The 19,243-nt window shown below is 54.0% G+C and carries 14 protein-coding genes; 13 read left to right on the top strand and 1 reads right to left on the bottom strand.

Going from position 1 to position 19,243, the window contains the following annotated elements; all coding sequences use genetic code 11:
* The first annotated feature begins 136 nt into the window (after positions 1-136).
* The 9 genes from LBW88_RS06345 (at position 137) to LBW88_RS06305 (ending at position 8,878) form a co-directional block, all read left to right on the top strand.
* Positions 137-1,105 carry an HNH endonuclease signature motif containing protein gene (locus tag LBW88_RS06345; RefSeq protein ID WP_224931614.1) on the top strand — a complete coding sequence of 323 codons (969 nt, stop codon included), beginning with the start codon at positions 137-139 and terminating at the stop codon, positions 1,103-1,105.
* A gap of 143 nt (positions 1,106-1,248) precedes the next feature.
* Positions 1,249-1,971 (top strand): RNA polymerase sigma factor FliA, encoded by a 723-nt coding sequence (locus LBW88_RS06340; RefSeq protein WP_058959860.1) that lies wholly within the window; start codon positions 1,249-1,251, stop codon positions 1,969-1,971.
* Positions 1,972-2,020: 49 nt separating this feature from the next.
* On the top strand, positions 2,021-2,524 hold the full coding sequence (gene fliZ / locus LBW88_RS06335) for a flagella biosynthesis regulatory protein FliZ (RefSeq protein ID WP_224931616.1): 504 nt from the start codon (positions 2,021-2,023) through the stop codon (positions 2,522-2,524).
* Between the two features lie 131 nt (positions 2,525-2,655).
* Positions 2,656-3,642 carry a D-cysteine desulfhydrase gene (locus LBW88_RS06330; RefSeq protein WP_224931618.1) on the top strand — a complete coding sequence of 329 codons (987 nt, stop codon included), beginning with the start codon at positions 2,656-2,658 and terminating at the stop codon, positions 3,640-3,642.
* A gap of 201 nt (positions 3,643-3,843) precedes the next feature.
* Positions 3,844-4,644 (top strand): cystine ABC transporter substrate-binding protein, encoded by an 801-nt coding sequence (gene tcyJ / locus LBW88_RS06325; protein ID WP_224931620.1) that lies wholly within the window; start codon positions 3,844-3,846, stop codon positions 4,642-4,644.
* Positions 4,644-5,312, top strand: coding sequence for a cystine ABC transporter permease (gene tcyL, locus LBW88_RS06320; protein ID WP_224931622.1), 669 nt, complete (start codon positions 4,644-4,646; stop codon positions 5,310-5,312). Before tcyJ ends, tcyL begins: the two co-directional genes overlap by 1 nt.
* The gene (gene tcyN / locus LBW88_RS06315; protein ID WP_224931624.1) at positions 5,309-6,061 is read left to right on the top strand and encodes an L-cystine ABC transporter ATP-binding protein TcyN; all 753 of its coding nucleotides are present in this window, start codon (positions 5,309-5,311) and stop codon (positions 6,059-6,061) included. Before tcyL ends, tcyN begins: the two co-directional genes overlap by 4 nt.
* 236 nt (positions 6,062-6,297) lie before the next feature.
* On the top strand, positions 6,298-7,386 hold the full coding sequence (locus LBW88_RS06310) for an acyltransferase family protein (protein ID WP_224931626.1): 1,089 nt from the start codon (positions 6,298-6,300) through the stop codon (positions 7,384-7,386).
* 409 nt (positions 7,387-7,795) lie between these two features.
* Complete coding sequence (locus tag LBW88_RS06305) at positions 7,796-8,878, top strand: acyltransferase family protein (RefSeq protein ID WP_224931628.1); 1,083 nt, start codon at positions 7,796-7,798, stop codon at positions 8,876-8,878.
* A 90-nt stretch (positions 8,879-8,968) separates the two neighbouring features.
* On the opposite strand, the gene putA is transcribed toward LBW88_RS06305, so the two are convergent.
* Entirely contained in the window at positions 8,969-12,913 is a 3,945-nt protein-coding gene (putA, locus tag LBW88_RS06300) for a trifunctional transcriptional regulator/proline dehydrogenase/L-glutamate gamma-semialdehyde dehydrogenase (protein WP_224932023.1), read from the bottom strand.
* Between the two features lie 443 nt (positions 12,914-13,356).
* Here putA and putP point away from each other — a divergent pair, with 443 nt between their 5' ends.
* From putP to efeB, 4 genes are all read left to right on the top strand, one after another.
* Positions 13,357-14,841, top strand: a complete 1,485-nt coding sequence (gene putP / locus LBW88_RS06295) for a sodium/proline symporter PutP (RefSeq protein ID WP_224931630.1) — start codon at positions 13,357-13,359, stop codon at positions 14,839-14,841.
* A gap of 565 nt (positions 14,842-15,406) precedes the next feature.
* On the top strand, positions 15,407-16,240 hold the full coding sequence (gene efeU / locus LBW88_RS06290; RefSeq protein ID WP_224931632.1) for an iron uptake transporter permease EfeU: 834 nt from the start codon (positions 15,407-15,409) through the stop codon (positions 16,238-16,240).
* Positions 16,241-16,294: 54 nt separating this feature from the next.
* Complete coding sequence (gene efeO, locus LBW88_RS06285) at positions 16,295-17,413, top strand: iron uptake system protein EfeO (protein ID WP_224931634.1); 1,119 nt, start codon at positions 16,295-16,297, stop codon at positions 17,411-17,413.
* Between the two features lie 2 nt (positions 17,414-17,415).
* Positions 17,416-18,696, top strand: a complete 1,281-nt coding sequence (gene efeB, locus LBW88_RS06280; protein WP_224931636.1) for an iron uptake transporter deferrochelatase/peroxidase subunit — start codon at positions 17,416-17,418, stop codon at positions 18,694-18,696.
* The last annotated feature ends 547 nt before the right edge of the window (positions 18,697-19,243 follow it).

Here is a 19,243-nt window from a genome sequence, read left to right as displayed (position 1 = left end):
CCATCACGATTTCCCCCAGCACCCTATAAGGCAAGAAAAGTAACCATCCTGTTACAGTCCCGCACAGAATTGCCGATAACTTCCCCAGAATCATTCCAATTTTTACGCACGATTTTTTTCTATTTCTGGGGTGTCTATGCGCTTCAATTATGACTTGTTACCGGGTGAGCTACTGACCTTCGAAGAGATTGCGTTGCGCTATGCGCAGCAGCATCCTGATGAGAAAGAGCTTACCGCACGCGGGTTGCTGAGCCCGTCGACCAGCTTTCGCAATCTGGTGATCCGCGCGGTGTTCGCGCAGGAGGAGATCAACAGTCCGTTGGAGGATCTGTTGTTCGTCTCGGAAGATAACGAGCGCAAAAACTATCTGCGCCGTTTCGAACACTATTTAAAAAGCCAGCAGGCTTTCCTTTATTTCCGCCGTAACGATGAAATAAAGAAGGAAGGGCGCTGGAAGGTGGTGGGTGAGACTCAGGTTTACGCCATGCTCGATCCTAACTCGGCGGAAGCGCAGAATCTGCTCAACAGCCGGGGCTTCAAACTGGTGCTGATGCGTCAGACGGAAGAGGAGGAGTACTGGCAGTTGTTCGACCCGCAAGCGCACCCTTGTTTCCCACTGTCGCGTAAAATCCAGTTTCTGGTGGTGCTGAGTACGCCGCAGCATAAAGTGCCGACAGCGGTGATGCCGGGCTTAGAAGTGGGACGCCGCGTGAAGGCGAAAGTGTTCCAGCGTGCCAGCCAGGCAGAGTTCAGCTCGGCGGTTAAAGCGCGCTATGGCGCCTGTATTATCACCGGCACGCAACTCACGGAACGTCACAGCTGGCCGTGGGTGGAGGCCTGCTATATCGATACACAGGAAAATGAAGAAGGTTTTCTTGCCGATAACAGCGTCGATAACGGTTTATTCCTGCGCAGCGACTTACAGCGTCTCTTTATCAACAAAATGATAAGCATTAACGCCGAAACCGGGCAGGTGCTGTTTAATCCGGCGCTGGAAACAGAAGCCCCGATTAGCGATTTTTATCAGACACTTGAGGGCAAAACCTGTGCACTGTGGGACGCGGTGCCGCCTGGCACGCGGCTACGGCTGAAAAACCTGCGCTAAAGACACCACCGATGGCGGTGCATTCCACCGCCATCCATAACAAATTTGAAATAACCTCGCTTTTGCCCGCCTATTCTGCCAATCGAAACCCCTACAGAATTGGATAATCATGCCGATAACTTTATTAACGCAGGGTAGTCACCGTGAACGATCTCTATACGCCCGAAGGCGTGATGGATAAACATTCGCTCTGGCAGCGCTACGTTCCTCTGGTGCGACATGAAGCGTTGCGCTTGCAGGTACGTCTGCCAGCCAGCGTTGAGCTTGACGATCTGCTGCAGGCGGGTGGTATTGGTTTATTGAATGCCGTGGAGCGCTACGACGCGCTGCAAGGCACTGCCTTTACCACCTATGCCGTGCAGCGTATCCGGGGAGCGATGCTGGATGAACTGCGCAGCCGCGACTGGGCACCTCGTAGCGTGCGTCGTAATGCGCGCGAAGTGGCCGGTGCTATGCATCAAGTAGAACAAGCGTTGGGGCGCTCGGCTACTGAGCAGGAAGTGGCTGAACAGTTGAATGTTTCGCTGGAAGAGTATCGGCAGATTTTGCTCGATACCAATAACAGCCAACTCTTCTCCTACGACGAGTATCGGGAAGAGCACGGTGATAGTGCGGAGCTGGTGACGGAAGGGCATGAAGAAGCCAACCCGCTTCATCAGTTATTGGAAGGAAACCTGCGTGATCGCGTAATTGAAGCCATCGAGGCACTGCCCGATCGTGAAAAATTAGTGCTCACACTGTACTACCAGGAAGAACTGAACCTGAAAGAGATTGGCGCAGTGCTGGAAGTGGGGGAATCCCGCGTCAGTCAGCTGCACAGTCAGGCGATTAAACGCCTGCGTGCCCGGTTAGCGGGGGCGCGCTGACAGACTCAGTTCCTGGCATCGAAAAAATAAAAATACCGGGGACTCAGCAATGGGAGCCAAAGCCAAAGCCAGACCTTTAAGTCGTTATCTTAAAGACTATAAACACAGCCAAAGCAACTGTTCACATTGTGGCAAAGTTTTAGACCGTATGGCGTTAGTGTTTCGCGGACAGATCATCAATAAAGAGGCCATCGCACGGATGGACCAGATGATTGATGAACAGGTATGGGTGAAACTCCAGCCGGAACTGACCGCGTTATGCCGTTTTTGCAGCGATATTTTTTGTAATACCCATCCTAATTACTTCGACATTATGGCGTTCAAACAATATCTGTTTGAGCAAACCGAGATGAGTCACAGCACCATTCGCGAGTATGTGGTGCGGCTGCGTCGTCTTGATGACATGCTGAAAGCGAAAAATTTCCCGGCCGACAGATTACGGGGCAATAGCTGGCATGAGTGTCTGGAAAACGATTTGCCGGATGCCGGTAATAACAATTACCGCATCGCGTTGCGTAAATATGACCAGTTTTTAGGCTGGCAGCAGGGCTGATTGTGATCCCGCCCTTGTTGTTGCTGAGCATAGCAGCAACAGGGGCCGCACTCGCAGAATTCCGGGTGCGACTTTTCTCATCTTCTGCAACACTGTATGGATAATTGCACATTGCCCGAATGGAGGCTGCATTGTCCTTACATCTATTGCACCAGTTCCCACGTCTTGAATTACTCGGTGCACCCACGCCGCTTGAGCATCTGCCACGGCTTTCTGATTATCTCGGTCGCGATATCTTTATTAAGCGCGATGACTTCACGCCTGTGGCCATGGGCGGCAATAAACTTCGCAAACTTGAATTCCTGGCGGCCGATGCGCTGCGTGAAGGCGCGGATGTTCTGCTGACTGCGGGCGCGATTCAATCCAACCACGTGCGCCAGACGGCGGCAGTGGCGGCGCGCCTTGGCCTCAGGTGTGTGGCGCTGCTGGAAAATCCAATTGGCACCACTTCTGAAAACTATCTCACCAACGGCAACCGCCTGATGCTCGACCTGATGGACGTCGAGGTGGTGATGGTCGATGCGCTTCACAATCCCACTGAACAACTGGCCGAGCAGGCTGAGCATCTCGAAGCCCAGGGTTTCCGTCCTTATATCGTTCCGGTTGGCGGTTCCAACGCGCTGGGTGCGCTCGGCTATGTGGAGTGTGCGCAGGAGATTGCTCATCAAAGCGAAGGCGTGGTGGATTTCGCTGCCGTGGTAGTGGCATCAGGTAGCGCCGGCACCCATGCGGGCTTAGCGGTGGGGCTGGAGCAGTTGCTACCCGATACAGAGCTGGTCGGCGTGACGGTTTCGCGCAAAGTCGAGGCGCAGTTACCAGTGGTAGAGCGTATCCGCACCGCGCTGGCGGAACAGCTGGAAGTGCAGACGCAGGCACCAATTACCTTGTGGGACGACTACTTTGCGCCGCGCTACGGCGAACCTAATGATGAAGGCATGGCAGCGGTGAAACTGCTGGCGCGTCTTGAGGGCATCATGCTGGACCCGGTTTATACCGGCAAAGCGATGGCTGGATTGATCGATGGCATTGCGCAGAACCGTTTCCGACGCGAAGGGCCGCTGCTGTTTATTCACACTGGCGGCGCGCCTGCGTTATTTGCTTATCATCCTTCGGTCTGAGACAGCACCAAAAAAAAGTTTATAATCCGGCGGTTATTGCATAAAAGGTCGCCATAAATGGCAACCCTACGAAGGTTCACATTTGTCTGGACTCACCGAGCAAGGTTCTGTTCGAAACAGCTCGGCGCCGCGCAGTTTTCGTAGGGTGCGGCTTTATGCGCACTGAGACACAACAAACACATCACAATAAATGGGGTAAACATGGCTTTCTCTCCTATTCGTCGCCAACTGGTGATGGGCATGATGGCGGTCGCGCTGGTCGCGGGCGTTAACGTCAAAACGTTCGCCGCAGAAGATCTGCTGGCACAGGTTAAGAGCAAAGGTGAGCTGCGCGTGGGTCTGGAAGGCACTTATCCGCCGTTCAGTTTCCAGGATGAAAGCGGCAAGCTGACCGGTTTCGAAGTGGAGTTCGCGCAAGAGCTGGCAAAGCACCTCGGCGTTAAAGCGGATCTGAAGCCGACCAAGTGGGACGGCATGCTGGCGGCGCTGGATTCCAAGCGCATCGATGTGGTGATCAACCAGGTGACCATCTCACCTGAGCGTAAGAAGAAGTATGACTTCTCCACGCCGTACACCATCTCTGGCGTACAGGCGCTGACGATGAAGAAAAACGCTGGCAGCATCACCAAGCCAGACGATCTGTCAGGTAAGAAAGTCGGTGTTGGCCTGGGCTCGAACTATGAGCAGTGGCTGCGCGACAACGTCAAAGGCGTTGATATCCGTACTTATGATGATGACCCAACCAAATACCAGGATCTGCGTTCTGGCCGTCTCGACGCCATTCTGGTTGACCGTTTAGCGGCACTGGATCTGGTGAAGAAAACCGGCGATACCATGGCGGTAGCGGGTCCGGCCTTCTCTCGTCTGGAATCGGGCGTGGCAGTGCGTAAAGGCAATGACGACCTGCTGAAAGCCATTGATTCCGCGATTGCGGATATGCAGAAAGATGGCTCGCTGAGCAAACTCTCTGAGAAATGGTTCGGCGCGGACGTCACTAAATAATGCAGGAAAGCTTACAACTGGTGCTGGATTCAGCACCATTTTTACTGAAAGGCGCGCTGTTCACGCTGCAGCTGAGTATCGGCGGGATGTTCTTCGGTCTGGTACTCGGCTTCGTGCTGGCGCTAATGCGCCTGTCGCATTTCTGGCCGATAAACTGGCTGGCGCGTATCTATGTGTCGATTTTCCGTGGCACGCCGCTGATCGCCCAGCTGTTTATGATCTACTACGGCTTGCCGCAGTTCGGTATTGAGCTGGATCCTATCCCTTCCGCGATGATCGGTTTGTCACTAAATACCGCAGCCTATGCTTCTGAATCCCTGCGTGGCGCGATTGCTGCCATTGAACGCGGACAGTGGGAAGCGGCCGCGAGTATTGGCATGACGCCATGGCAAACTCTGCGCCGTGTAATTTTGCCACAAGCGGCACGTACTGCTTTACCCCCGCTTGGTAACAGCTTTATCAGTCTGGTGAAAGACACCTCGCTGGCGGCCACCATTCAGGTGCCGGAGCTGTTCCGTCAGGCGCAATTGATCACCTCGCGTACGCTGGAAGTGTTCACCATGTATCTGGCTGCCTCACTGATTTACTGGGTGATGGCGACGGTGCTGTCGGCGTTGCAAAACCGCCTGGAAGCGCATGTGAATCGACAGGATCGGGAGGGGAAATGAGTGCAATAGAAGTACGTCAGCTGGTCAAGCAGTTCCACGGCCAGACCGTGTTGCACGGCATCGACCTTGATGTCGCGCCGGGCGAAGTGGTGGCAATTATCGGCCCAAGCGGTTCGGGTAAAACCACCTTGCTACGCAGTATCAATTTGCTGGAAGTGCCGGATAGCGGTCGCGTCACGGTGGGCAATATCACCATTGATGCCAGCATCGGGCTCAACAAGCAGAAAGAGCAGGTGCGCCGTTTGCGTCAGCAGGTGGGCTTCGTGTTTCAGAACTTCAATCTGTTCCCGCATCGATCCGTACTCGAGAACATCATTGAAGGGCCGGTGATCGTGAAGGGTGAACCGAAAGCGGAAGCCGTTGCGCGCGCACGGAGCCTGCTGGAGAAAGTCGGTCTGCATGGCAAAGAAGAGAGCTTCCCACGCCGTTTATCGGGCGGCCAGCAGCAACGTGTCGCCATTGCGCGTGCGCTGGCAATGCGACCGGAAGTGATTCTGTTCGATGAACCGACTTCAGCGCTGGACCCGGAGCTGGTGGGTGAAGTGCTGAATACCATTCGCGCACTGGCGCAGGAGAAACGCACCATGGTGATCGTGACGCATGAGATGAGTTTTGCGCGTGACGTGGCCGATCGGGCGATCTTTATGGATCAGGGCCGTATCGTGGAGCAGGGCGCAGCGAAAGAACTGTTCAGCAATCCGCAGCAGGCTCGTACCCGGCAATTTCTTGACAAGTTTCTTAACCAATAGCCTCAAGCGTCGTCTGAAAATGACGGCGCTTTCTCGTTAATTCCCTCAATTTCTCCTCTAAGTTTCGTCCGAAAATTGTCAAACGACATTTTAATAACCCGCTGAAAAACGGTGTTTTATTCAGTGCTCAAAATACCTCGCAAGGGTCGAGCGCTTTTTTAGGACGCCCCTGATTGTGACATCTTTGTAAATCTTAATAATTCTTTACAAATTCATGGCGCAATCAGGATCATAAAATGAGCAATGCCAGAAATGAAGTCCTCTGGATCAACACGCTAAAAGGTGCCTGCATCTTGCTGGTGGTGTTGCACCACTCGATCATCACCACCTTCGCTCCTTCCCTGCATCATCTCACTGCCGGCATCGTACCTGCGCACTGGTGGGTGACCTTTAATACCTACCTCTCACCGCTGCGTATGCCCGCCTTTTTCTTTGTCTCGGGTTTACTGGCGGCCAGTTCGATCGTGAAGAAAAGCTGGAAGGAGGTGTTCACCAAAAAGTTCAGCAATATCGTCTATCTCTATTTGCTGTGGGGCCTGATTCAGTGGCTGAGCATTCACTATATCTCCACCCATCTCGGTGAGCGGCTATCCAGCACCAAAAACGCCGCCTATGCGGACTCGCCGTTTGAGTTCCTTAAGCTGCTGCTGACTTCAATGACCAGCCTGTGGTATCTCTACGCGCTGGCGGGTTTCTTCTTGTTCACCAAGCTGTTCCATCGTCAGAAAATGGCGCTGATGGCACTGGCGATTGTCGCGACCTACGCCGCACAGTTTAGCCTGATCCCCGGTTGGGGACCGGCCAGCGTGGCGCAAAACTATCTCTACTTCCTGCTTGGGGTGTTCTTCAGTCAGTCACTGATTGAGATCAGCCAACTTAAGCGTCAACACTGGCTGCTGCTGGCAGGCATCGCGGTGATTGGCGTGGTGCATCATGTGGGCGGCATCTATAAAAATCCGTTCTATAGCCTGCTGACCATCGTGTTTGGCATCGTCGCGTGCCGTTTCCTCAATGAGCGCCTGAACATGGGGTGGCTTAACTGGATTGGCCGTAACACGCTGCAGATTTACGTGCTGCACCGTATCTTCATTGAATTACTGGGACTCAGCGCAATCGCACTGGCGCTGCATTACGGCTGGTTTGGCAATGCAGTGTTTAGTTGGGCATGGGCGTTACTGATGCCGATCACGGGCGTGGCGCTCTGTGTGACGGTCTCATTGTTGGTGTGGTCATTGCTCAATCGCGGTCCAGGCAGAATGTTATTCCTTTATCCACGGCTGCTGCGAAAACCCGCTCCAGAGACAAAAGCAGCTCCGCTGCAATAATCAAATTGGGCCAGTTCGCTGGCCCTAATTGTTTTTATCTAGCACAATATTAATATCCGCGCTTATCCATCTGCCACATTTAATAATAATCCGAACATCATTTGATTTTAATTTGGTTTAATAGTGGTGGAATGCTCTTAATTTCCCTGTATTAATTGCTCACCTTATTTCCCTCGCCATGCCCTTAGTCACTCTATTTTGGGAAGATATTGTTAGCCTGCTTAGCATTCAATTAATGTCTGGAACTGTAAAGTATTGTTATATCAGGGCCAGCAAAAAAAATTTAGGACTTTCGCTAGAGTCATCCCGCGCCAGCTTGTTTAATAATCGTTGAATAACCAGAAATGCATCATTGTTTATTTCCTCATACTTCTCCTTTTAGACCTACACAGCAGCGGGAGTTAATCATATGAATAACGCCAGGAAAGAAGATATTGCATGGGTCAATACCCTGAAAGGGGCCTGCATATTGCTGGTGGTGTTGTATCACACCGTATTACCCGGATTTGAAGGAACGGTGAAATTATTGACGGCTGGTTGGATACCGGCAGAAATATGGGTGCAATTTAATACCGTTTTATCTCCGCTGCGTATGCCAGCCTTTTTCTTTGTTTCTGGCTTGCTGGCAACCAACGGTATTCTGAATCGTCCGTGGAAGCAGGTCTTTACCAGCCGTATTACCAATCTGTTCTATCTGTATATTTTGTGGGGCTTTATTCAGTGGTGGTCGATTGTGGGCATCTCCACAGAGATTACCGGTCAGCGCATCTCACACAACCTGAATGCCGCCTATGCGGGTTCACTGTTTGAGTTCCTGAAGCTGACATTTATGGCGATGAGTACCTCGTGGTATCTGTACGGACTGGCACTGTATTTCCTGTGTGCGAAGATCTTCCACAAACAGAAAGTGGCGTTGCTGGTGGTCGCTATTGCGCTTAACTATCTGGCGGTGGAGAAGATCATTCCATACTGGGGACCGCAAAGCGTGGCGCAGTACTTCCTGTTCTTCTTGCTGGGCGCGTTCTGGAGCCCATTGATGCTGCGCATGAGCGAATGGCGTCGTGAAAATCTCGTGCCATGGGCGTTGTTAGCGGCGGTTTCAGGGATCCACATTATCTTCGGTCTGGATAAGAGTTTGTTCCTGTGCATTATCGCGGTGCTGGCGAGTGTGGCGGCCTGCCGCTGGCTCAACGCGCACTTTAAGATGAGCTATTTTAACTGGATTGGTCGTAATACCCTGCAGATCTACGTTATCCACCGCATCTTCATTGAGTTTTTTGGCATGTCAGCGATTCTGTTCGCTCAGCGCCATCATCTGTTTGAATATGCCTGGTTCTCGATGCTGTGGGCGTGTTTGTATCCGATTGCGATTGTGGGGATTTGCTCACTGCTGTCGGTGGCGGTCTGGTCTGTGACCAATCGCGGGTTGGGGCAGTCGCTGTTTGTCTTCCCGACCTTGATTGGCATGAAGCGCAACAAGTCTGCGGCGTAAGGGCAAAGTGCAAAACAAGCGCGCCGCAACGAGTGAATCAACTCGTCGCGGCGCGCCATGAAAAAGGGCCCTTGCGGGCCCTTGTCCTTTTTAACCAATGGTCATCAAGCTGGCGTTACCACCCGCTGCGGCGGTATTCACGCTCAGTGAGCGCTCTATCAGCAGACGTTCCAGCAGCAGATTGGTTTCGCCACGTGCGAAGCCCTGCACCGAAACAATCGCGCCGTCACGCGCAGCAACCTGCTCGCACAGCCCGCGTAACTGATCCGCATCACCGTGATAGATCACCGCATCAAACCCGGCGGCCAGCACATCTTTCACCAGCAGCACGTGTTTTTGCACGGCGGCGGGGAGGGATTTGCGCAGCGCACGATGCAACTCATCATCCTGCCAGATGGCCTGACTACCGACGCTGGTCACTGCCGCCAGTTGCGTCAGCGCATCCTGCTCGTTATCCGCAATACAGAGAACGTGATCGCGCGGTAGAAGCGTGAAGGTGTTGCGTTCACCGGTTGGGCCCGGCAGCAGTCGCACCGTACCCGCCTGGGCCAGTTCGTCATAACGTTGGCAGAGTGCCAGCAGTTCAGGTTTATCCTGCGCCCAGCTCTGTAATGCCTGGTGAGCACTCATCAACTCGGTGCGAACGGAACTGTCGACCGGACGCTCAGCATCCTGACGATCAAAGGTCTTACGCAGTGCATTATCCGGGCGGTTTGCCAGCAGGCGATAGAGATAGAGCGGGCCGCCGGCTTTTGGACCGGTGCCGGATAAACCTTCGCCACCAAATGGCTGCACGCCCACGACCGCGCCAACCATGTTGCGGTTCACATACAGGTTGCCGACCTTCGCACCCGCTGTAACCTGCGCGATGGTTTCATCGATACGGGTATGCACACCCAGCGTCAGACCGTAACCAGAGGCGTTAATCTGATCGATCAGCTGTGGCAGACTGTTACGCGCAAAACGCACCACGTGCAGTACCGGACCAAACACCTCTTTGTCCAGATCGCTCACCTGACCCAACTCGATCAGGGTTGGCTTGATGAAGGTGCCGTTGTTCCACTCTTTACTGTCTTGTGGATTATCCTGCGCCGCCTGATACACCGTGAAGCCCTTATTGCGCATCGCCTGGATGTGACGCTCAATGTTGCCTTTGGCTTCAGCATCGATCACCGGACCGATATCGGTCGACAGGCGTTCCGGATTGCCCATGCGGCATTCGGCCATCGCACCGCGCAGCATTTTCAGCGTGTGATCCGCGACATCGTCCTGAATACACAGCAGACGCAGCGCCGAGCAGCGTTGTCCGGCACTGTCGAAAGCGGAGGCCACGATATCGATCACCACCTGTTCCGTTAGCGCGGAAGAGTCGACGATCATCGCGTTCATGCCGCCGGTTTCTGCAATCAGCGGGGTAGGGCGACCTTGCGGATCGAGACGACCAGCGAGGTTACGTTGCAGAAGCGTAGCCACGGCGGTGGAACCGGTGAACATCACACCGCGTACGCGATCATCGCCCGTCAATTGTGCACCGACGGTTTCACCCTGACCCGGCAACAGTTGCAGTACGCCTGCAGGCACGCCCGCATCTAGCATGATCTGCACCGCCTGGGCGGCAATCAGCGGCGTCTGCTCAGCCGGTTTTGCCAGCACGCTGTTCCCTGCCGCGAGTGCAGCCGCAATCTGACCCGCGAAAATCGCCAGCGGGAAGTTCCACGGGCTGATGCATACCACAGGACCCAGCGGACGGTGGGTTTCGTTATCGAAATCGTCACGCACCATGCCAGCGTAGTAATAGAGGAAATCCACCGCCTCGCGCACTTCGGCAATGGCATTGTTGTAGGTCTTGCCTGCTTCACGAACCAGTAAGCCAATCAACTGCTGCATCTGGCCTTCCATCGCCTCGGCAGCACGCTCCAGAATGGCGGCACGCTCTTGCGGCGGGGTGGCAAACCAGATCGGACCGGCATTCACTGCCGCATCCAGTGCGGCGGAAACCTCCGCTTCGCTGGCATCGCGCACGCTGCCCACCACATCGGCTGGCGCGGAAGGGTTGAGCACCGGGCGGCTGACGCCTTCACCCAGCTCACCTTCAACCAAAGGTTTTGCTACCCATGGCTGACTGGCGCTATTCAGCAAGGCGCTGGAGAGCGAAGCCAGACGATGTTCATTAGCCATATCCAGACCAGCCGAGTTCACGCGCTTGTCGCCATAGAGGTCGCGCGGTAACGGAATCTTCGGATGTGGCAGACCTACAGCACCTTCGATCGCGCCCATCTTCTCGACGGCTGTCACCGGATCGGCCACCAGCTCATCCAGTGGCAGGGTGTTATCCGCAATACGATTGACGAACGAGGTGTTTGCACCGTTTTCCAACAGGCGACGCACAAGGTAAGCCAGCAAGGTTTCATGCGTGCCCACTGGCGCATAAATGCGGCAAGGACGGTTCAGTTTGCCGTCAGCGACTTTGCCCACCACCTGCTCATACAGCGGTTCACCCATGCCGTGCAGACACTGGAACTCATACTGGCCCGGATAGTAGTTATTGCCCGCCAGCTGATAGATTGCTGCCAGCGTGTGAGCATTGTGGGTCGCGAACTGCGGATAAATCAGATTCGGCACCGCCAGCAACTTACGCGCACAGGCCAGATAAGAGATATCGGTATAAACCTTGCGAGTGTAGACCGGATAACCTTCCAGACCCTCCACCTGAGCACGCTTGATTTCACTATCCCAGTACGCGCCTTTCACCAGACGGATCATCAGACGGCGACGGCTGCGCTGCGCTAAGTCCACCAGTGAATCGATAACAAATGGGCAGCGCTTCATGTATGCCTGAATCACGAAGCCGATACCGTTCCAGCCATCCAGTTCTGGCTCGAAGCACAGCTTTTCTAACAGGTCGAGTGACAGCTCAAGGCGATCCGCTTCTTCGGCATCAATATTGATACCGATGTCATAAGAGCGGGCCAGCAAGGTGAGGGATTTGAGAATCGGGTAAAGCTCTTCCATCACGCGCTCATACTGCGCACGGCTATAGCGCGGATGCAGTGCAGACAGTTTGATGGAGATACCGGGGCCTTCATAAATACCGCGACCGTTGGAGGCCTTGCCAATCGCATGGATCGCTTGCTGATAGGAGAGCAGATAAGCTTTAGCATCGCTGGCGGTCAGTGCCGCTTCACCCAACATGTCATAGGAGTAGCGGAAACCTTTCTCCTCCAGCTTGCGCGCATTCGCCAGCGCTTCAGCAATGGTTTCACCGGTGACGAACTGCTCGCCCATCAGGCGCATAGCCATATCCACGCCTTTGCGGATCAGCGGTTCGCCACTCTTACCGATAATGCGGTTAAGCGAGCGCGATAAGTTGGCTTCATTGTGAGTCGACACCAAACGACCGGTGAACAGCAGACCCCAGGTGGCAGCGTTGACAAACATTGATGGACTGCGACCCAAATGTGATTGCCAGTTGCCGTTACTGATTTTATCGCGGATCAGCGCGTCACGGGTTGGCTTGTCCGGAATACGTAATAATGCTTCCGCCAGACACATCAATGCCACGCCTTCCTGTGAGGAGAGAGAGAACTCCTGCAACAGACTTTGCACCATGCCGGCGCGTCCGGTTGCACCTTTTTGGTGCCGCAACTTATCCGCCAGGCTGTAAGCAAGCTGATGCGTTTTCTCGGCCAGCGGGGCAGGGAGACGCGCCTGCTCCAGCAGCATCGGTACCGCATCGGTTTCCGGACGACGCCATGCAGCGGTGATGGCCGAACGCGTGACCGACTGCGGCAAAATATGTTCTGCGAAGTCGAGGAAAGGCTGGAATGACTCGTCTGGCGCACCTTCTTCACTGGCGGCATCAGCAAGCTGTAGAGGAATTTCTGGCAGCCCTTCACCGGCTTCCAGTTGCGAAAGATAGTTAAAAATCGCCTGTTTAATCAGCCAGTGTGGGGTGCGGTCAATTTTGCCTGCCGCCAGTTTAATGCGATCGCGGGTGGCTTCATCCAGCTTCACCCCCATGGTGGTGGTTCCCATGATTTCCTCTTCCTCAAAAAATGAATCGACATCAGCGTGGGCTGCACTATCACTCATGTTGCAACTTTGTGCAACCGTGTTAAATGTGACCTGAGTTGCACGTTTATCACCGTTTAAAACCGGGCTGGTGAAAAAGCGGCACAGAACTTGCTGCAAGAAGCTCGCCAAAGTTGCAACTCCTGTCAACGAGAGCACTCTCACGTTGATTAAGGTGCAACTCAAAGTGTGAGCGTGTGCAACCTATTGGCATTAAATCATCGAAGTCAGGTGAAACCATTGTGACAGCTGTGTTAAATGCATTGTGCGCGCCGCCCCTTTGCGGCAGGATACCGCGCCTTAAGAGGAATCGCTTTCTCTGGATGCGGTAAAGCCCTGCGTTATCACGTTCCGATGACGCAGGAAAAAGATTTCTCTTAACGGATTAAATAATAAGTGGAGAGAGTATGAGTGTAAGCACACCGATGTTGGTGACCTTTGTAATTTATATCCTGGGAATGGTGCTGATTGGTTTTATTGCCTACCGTTCAACCAAAAACTTTGACGACTACATTCTGGGCGGACGCAGTTTAGGCAGCGTGGTGACCGCACTGTCAGCGGGCGCATCGGATATGAGCGGTTGGCTGCTGATGGGCTTGCCCGGCGCCATCTTCCTTTCTGGTATCTCTGAAAGCTGGATCGCCATCGGCCTCACCATCGGTGCCTGGCTAAACTGGAAAATTGTGGCGGGTCGTCTGCGCGTGCAGACCGAACATCACGACAACGCCTTAACCCTGCCGGATTTCTTCTCCAGCCGTTTCGAAGACAAAAGCAAACTGCTGCGCGTCATCTCCGCTGTGGTTATCCTCATCTTCTTCACCATCTATTGCGCCTCAGGCGTGGTTGCCGGTGCTCGTCTGTTTGAAAGCACCTTTGGCATGGATTACCAAACCGCGCTGTGGGCCGGCGCTGCTGCCACCATCCTTTATACGCTGGTGGGCGGTTTCCTGGCGGTGAGCTGGACCGATACCGTGCAGGCCAGCCTGATGATCTTCGCGCTAATCCTGACGCCAGTGTTTGTGATTATTGCCGTTGGCGGGCTGGATGATTCACTGGCGGTCATCGAAGCGAAAAGCCTCGAAAACCTCGACATGCTGAAAGGGCTCAATTTTGTTGCCGTGATCTCCTTACTCGGCTGGGGCTTGGGCTACTTTGGACAACCGCATATTCTGGCGCGCTTTATGGCGGCAGATTCACACCGCTCTATCCGTGCGGCGCGCCGTATCGGCATGACCTGGATGATCCTGTGCCTGGCGGGTGCAGTGGCGGTCGGCTTCTTTGGTATCGCTTACTTCCAGAATCACCCTGAACAAGCGGCAGGTGTGAGCCAGAACGGCGAGCGCGTGTTCATTGAACTGGCGCGTATCCTGTTTAACCCGTGGATTGCCGGCATCTTGCTGTCAGCGATTCTGGCCGCAGTGATGTCCACCCTGAGCTGCCAGCTGCTGGTGTGTTCAAGCGCCCTGACAGAAGACCTCTATAAAGGCTTCCTGCGTAAAAATGCCAGCCAGAAAGAGCTGGTGTGGGTAGGGCGTCTGATGGTGCTGCTGATTGCGTTGATCGCTATCGCGCTGGCGGCTAACCCGGAAAACCGCGTGCTCGGCTTAGTCAGCTATGCCTGGGCGGGCTTCGGTGCAGCCTTCGGTCCGGTTGTCCTGTTCGGTGTGTGCTGGAAACGCATGACACGCAACGGCGCGCTGGCCGGTATGGTGATTGGTGCAATGACTGTGCTGCTGTGGAAGCAATATGGCTACACCGAACTGTATGAAATCATCCCTGGCTTCATCTTCGCCAGTATCGCGATTGTGGTGTTCAGCCTGATCGGCAAAGGCCCATCAGAAGAAGCACAAGCGCGTTTCGAGGCAGCAGAAGCGGAATTCAACACCAAGTAATTTGTCTCTGATACATCAAGCCCGCCCGTTAAACGGCGGGCTTTTTTATGGAATCGACCAGGGTAGAACACTCAATTTAAAACAACGGGTGATAACGCAGTCTGGTGCCTTTCTGTTCTGAAGCTTCTGTGCGTGTCATTAAAATCGGCAATGCTTAAATCTTCAATTCAAAGCAATACCACAGCTAAACGTCCAATAAAGGCCATTCCGAGGAGCGAAGCGTCCGCGGCATGGACGGCGCGGCCGATCTGCAGGGATGCGGGGTTTCTTCGCGATCGGGATGGCCTTTAGTGGACAGTGCACTGAACCTGCAGCGATCCCCCCGCACTCAACCCGCAGCGATATTCCCGCACTAAACCTGCGGCAATCCCCCTAGCACTGAACATTTCCCGGATCGCTGAAACCCCACCACCCATTCTCACAGAATCCGCCACCCGCTCCGCAAATGAGAAATAATTTCATTAAGTGACTTGTAATTTTAACCGCGATAATGATAATCGATATCGTTTACACTTTACGTATTTTTACCTAAGGTTTACCCTCCTTAACAATCAAGAGGTTGGTGATGTTCGTACCGTTTCTCATTATGCTGCGTGAAGGTCTTGAAGCAGCACTCATCGTCAGCCTGATTGCCAGCTACCTGAAACGCACTCAGCGTACACAGTGGTTCCCCGCGATGTGGGCAGGTGTTTTCACTGCGGCTGCTCTCTGCTTAGGTCTTGGCATCTTCATCAACGAAACCACCGGCGAATTCCCGCAAAAACAGCAAGAACTGTTTGAAGGCATCGTGGCGGTAGTGGCCGTGGTCATCCTCACCTCCATGGTGTTCTGGATGCGCAAAGTCTCGCGCAACATCAAAGCCACGCTGGAACGCTCAGTGGATCAGGCGCTGCAAAAACAGGGCGGCGGTGGCTTCCCGCTGGTCCTCATGGTCTTTCTGGCCGTGGCGCGTGAAGGCCTCGAATCCGTCTTCTTCCTGCTAGCTGCCTTTACTCAGGATGTCGGTTATGCACCGCCGATTGGCGCGGTACTCGGTCTGTTAACGGCGATTGTATTGGGCATGCTGCTCTACTACGGCGGTATTCGCCTCAACCTGGCGAGCTTCTTCCGCTGGACCAGCTTGTTTATCCTCTTTGTTGCCGCAGGCCTGGCAGCGGGCGCAATCCGTGCCTTCCACGAGGCTGGACTCTGGAACCACTTCCAGGACATCGCCTTTGACCTTAGTAACACGCTCTCCACCCACTCGGTGGTCGGCACGCTGCTGGAAGGCATACTCGGCTATCAGGAAACACCAAGCGTCAGCGAAGTCGCGGCCTGGTTGATCTATCTGATTCCGGCGCTGCTGCTGTTCTTCTTCCCGGCTCGCCCCGCGGCTAACACCGCACGCACCACTCGCTGAAATTAAATCAGGCGCGATTGCGCGCCTGTTCTTCCATGTAACAGGGATATCACTATGACGATTCGCTTCCGCCGTAAGGCGCTGTTGGTTTCAATGCTGGCTCTCTCAGGCGCCGCATCTGCTGCATCCATCCCGCAAGTCACGGTCACCGTCACTGACAAACAGTGTGAGCCGATGTCACTCAATGTGCAGGCAGGTAAAACCCAGTTCATCATCAAAAACAACAGCCAGAAAGCGCTGGAGTGGGAAATCCTGAAAGGGGTGATGGTGGTGGAAGAGCGTGAAAACATCGCGCCAGGATTCAGCCAGAAACTCACCGCGAATCTTGAAGCGGGCGAATACGACATGACCTGTGGTTTGCTGACCAACCCGAAAGGTAAGCTGGTTGTCACCGGCGAGTCGAAAACCGCTGCAAAAGGCAAAACCGACATCATGCAGCTGGCTGGCCCAATCACTGACTACAAAACCTATGTGATGAGCGAAGTCAAAGAGCTGGTTGCAGGCACTCAGGCCTTTACCGATGCGGTTAAAGCGGGCGATCTGGAAAAAGCCAAAGCGCTGTACGCACCTACGCGTGCGCACTACGAACGTATCGAACCGATTGCCGAACTCTTCTCCGATCTGGACAGCAGCATCGATGCCCGTGAAGACGACTTCGAGAAAAAAGCCGAAGACCCGAAATTCACCGGCTTCCACCGCATCGAAAAAATTCTGTGGGCCGACAAAACCACCAAAGGTGCTGAAGAGTTCGCCACTAAGCTGAATCAGGACGTGCTGGATCTGCAAACACGCATCAGCGAGTTGGCGTTCCCACCGGCGAAAGTGGTCGGTGGCGCAGCAGGCCTGATCGAAGAAGTCGCGGCGAGTAAAATCTCCGGTGAAGAAGATCGTTACAGCCGTACAGACCTGTCTGACTTCCAGGCGAACATTGATGGCGCTCAGAAAATTGTCGATCTGCTGCGTCCACAGCTGCAAAAAGCCAACCCGCAACTGCTGGCGAAAATCGATGCCAACTTCAAAAAAGTGGACGGTATTCTTAGCAAATACCGCACTAAAGACGGTTTTGAGTCCTATGAGAAACTCACCACCGCTGACCGTAATGCGCTGAAAGGGCCGATCACCACTCTGGCGGAAGATCTCTCCCTGCTGCGCGGAACTTTAGGCCTCGACTAATCATGAGCTATAAAAATGACGCGGCAGAGCCGTCGCGTCGTCGTTTATTGCAGGGATTAGGTATGTTGGGCGGCGCGGCCGCCCTGAGTGGCGGTTGTCCGTTTCATACGGCAGCCGCGACTGACAGCTTCTCTCCCGGCACGGTTGCACCCGATGCACGCCAGCAGGCGCAACCTTTCTACGGCACTCACCAGGCTGGCATCATTACCCCGCAGCAAGCTTCAATGATGCTGGTGGCTTTTGACGTCTTAGCCAGCGATAAAACCGATTTAGAGCGCCTGTTCCGTCTGCTGACCGAGCGCTTTGCCTTTCTGACAAAAGGGGGCACTGCGCCAACGGTCCCGAATCCGCAGCTGCCGCCGATGGATTCCGGTATTCTTGGCGCGGATATCGCACCCGATAATCTCACCATGACGCTGTCCGTGGGCACCTCGTTGTTTGATGAACGCTTTGGGTTAAGCGCACATAAACCAGCCCAGCTGCAAAGCATGACGCGCTTTCCGAATGATTCACTCGACGCCGAACAGTGTCACGGTGATCTGCTGCTGCAAATTTGCGCCAATACGCAAGACACGGTGATCCACGCACTGCGCGACATCATCAAGTACACGCCCGATCTGCTGGCCGTTCGCTGGCGACGTGATGGCTTTATCGCCGATCACGCTGCACGCAGTCACGGTAAAGAAACGCCGATCAACCTGCTGGGCTTCAAAGATGGTACTGCCAATCCAGATACGCATAATCCTGCATTAATGGATCAGCTACTGTGGGTCACGGCGAACCAGCAAGAGCCAGCCTGGACGCAGGGCGGCAGCTATCAGGCGGTGCGCATTATTCGTTTCCATGTGGAGATGTGGGATCGCACGCCGCTGGGTGAACAGCAAACCATATTCGGTCGTGAGAAACTTTCCGGTGCTCCCTTGGGGATGAAAGAGGAGCACGATGTACCGGATTACGCGAAAGATCCGGATGGGGATGTTATCGCGCTGGATGCCCACATTCGCCTCGCCAATCCACGCACGCCGGAAACCGACAGCAGTTTGATGCTGCGCCGGGGCTACAGCTACTCATCAGGGATTACCGGTGCTGGTCAGCTGGACATGGGATTATTGTTCGTCTGTTATCAACATGATTTAGCGAAAGGCTTTATCACCGTGCAGAAGCGCCTCAATGGTGAAGCGCTGGAAGAATATATTCGCCCCATCGGCGGCGGATACTTTTTCGTTTTGCCCGGCGTTCCAGATGAAAAACATTATCTCGGCCAGCCTTTACTACAGGCCTGATTAATAAATGCACAACGCCTGCGCGGCATGATGGCGGCGCAGGCGTTTTATTAACCCCACCGCTAACTTTCCTCCGGCCGTAACCGCTTCCGAATGTTCCGAAAAAGTTCAGCCAGGGCTGAATTATCCATCTGACTGAAAAAATTGAAAAATTTAATTTAAGACGAAAATTCTCATGCTTCGCTTAACACTTTTTCTTCAACGTGAAGTAAAATTACTGTTGCAAACCCCGGTTAATTTGATGCATTTTACTCATAAGCGTTGTCAGTTGTGTGGCTAAGTCCACTGGAGTTCGCGCATGACCCGGTCCTTCTTTGGACAGTTAAATACACTTCAGCTAGCGCAGTACACTGCGGGGGATTTCTTCCCTCCAAAGTATCCTCTTCACTTTTCAATTACCGTTTCCGAACTAACGCCAATTCTTTACCGGTGCGCTTCAGCGCTTCGTCGTTGTTGCACACTATTCTCAATGGCTAGACTCGGCTTACAAGGAAGCCAAAGTAACCTCTAAAGCGTTCAAGTCATCGCCGCGGGTGAGCCGCCGCGA

This window comes from Pantoea sp. alder81, assembly GCF_020179835.1.
Taxonomy (GTDB): domain Bacteria; phylum Pseudomonadota; class Gammaproteobacteria; order Enterobacterales; family Enterobacteriaceae; genus Pantoea.
The sequence above is the reverse complement of the archived record's forward strand: the minus strand, read 5'-3'. Positions and strand labels throughout refer to the sequence as shown.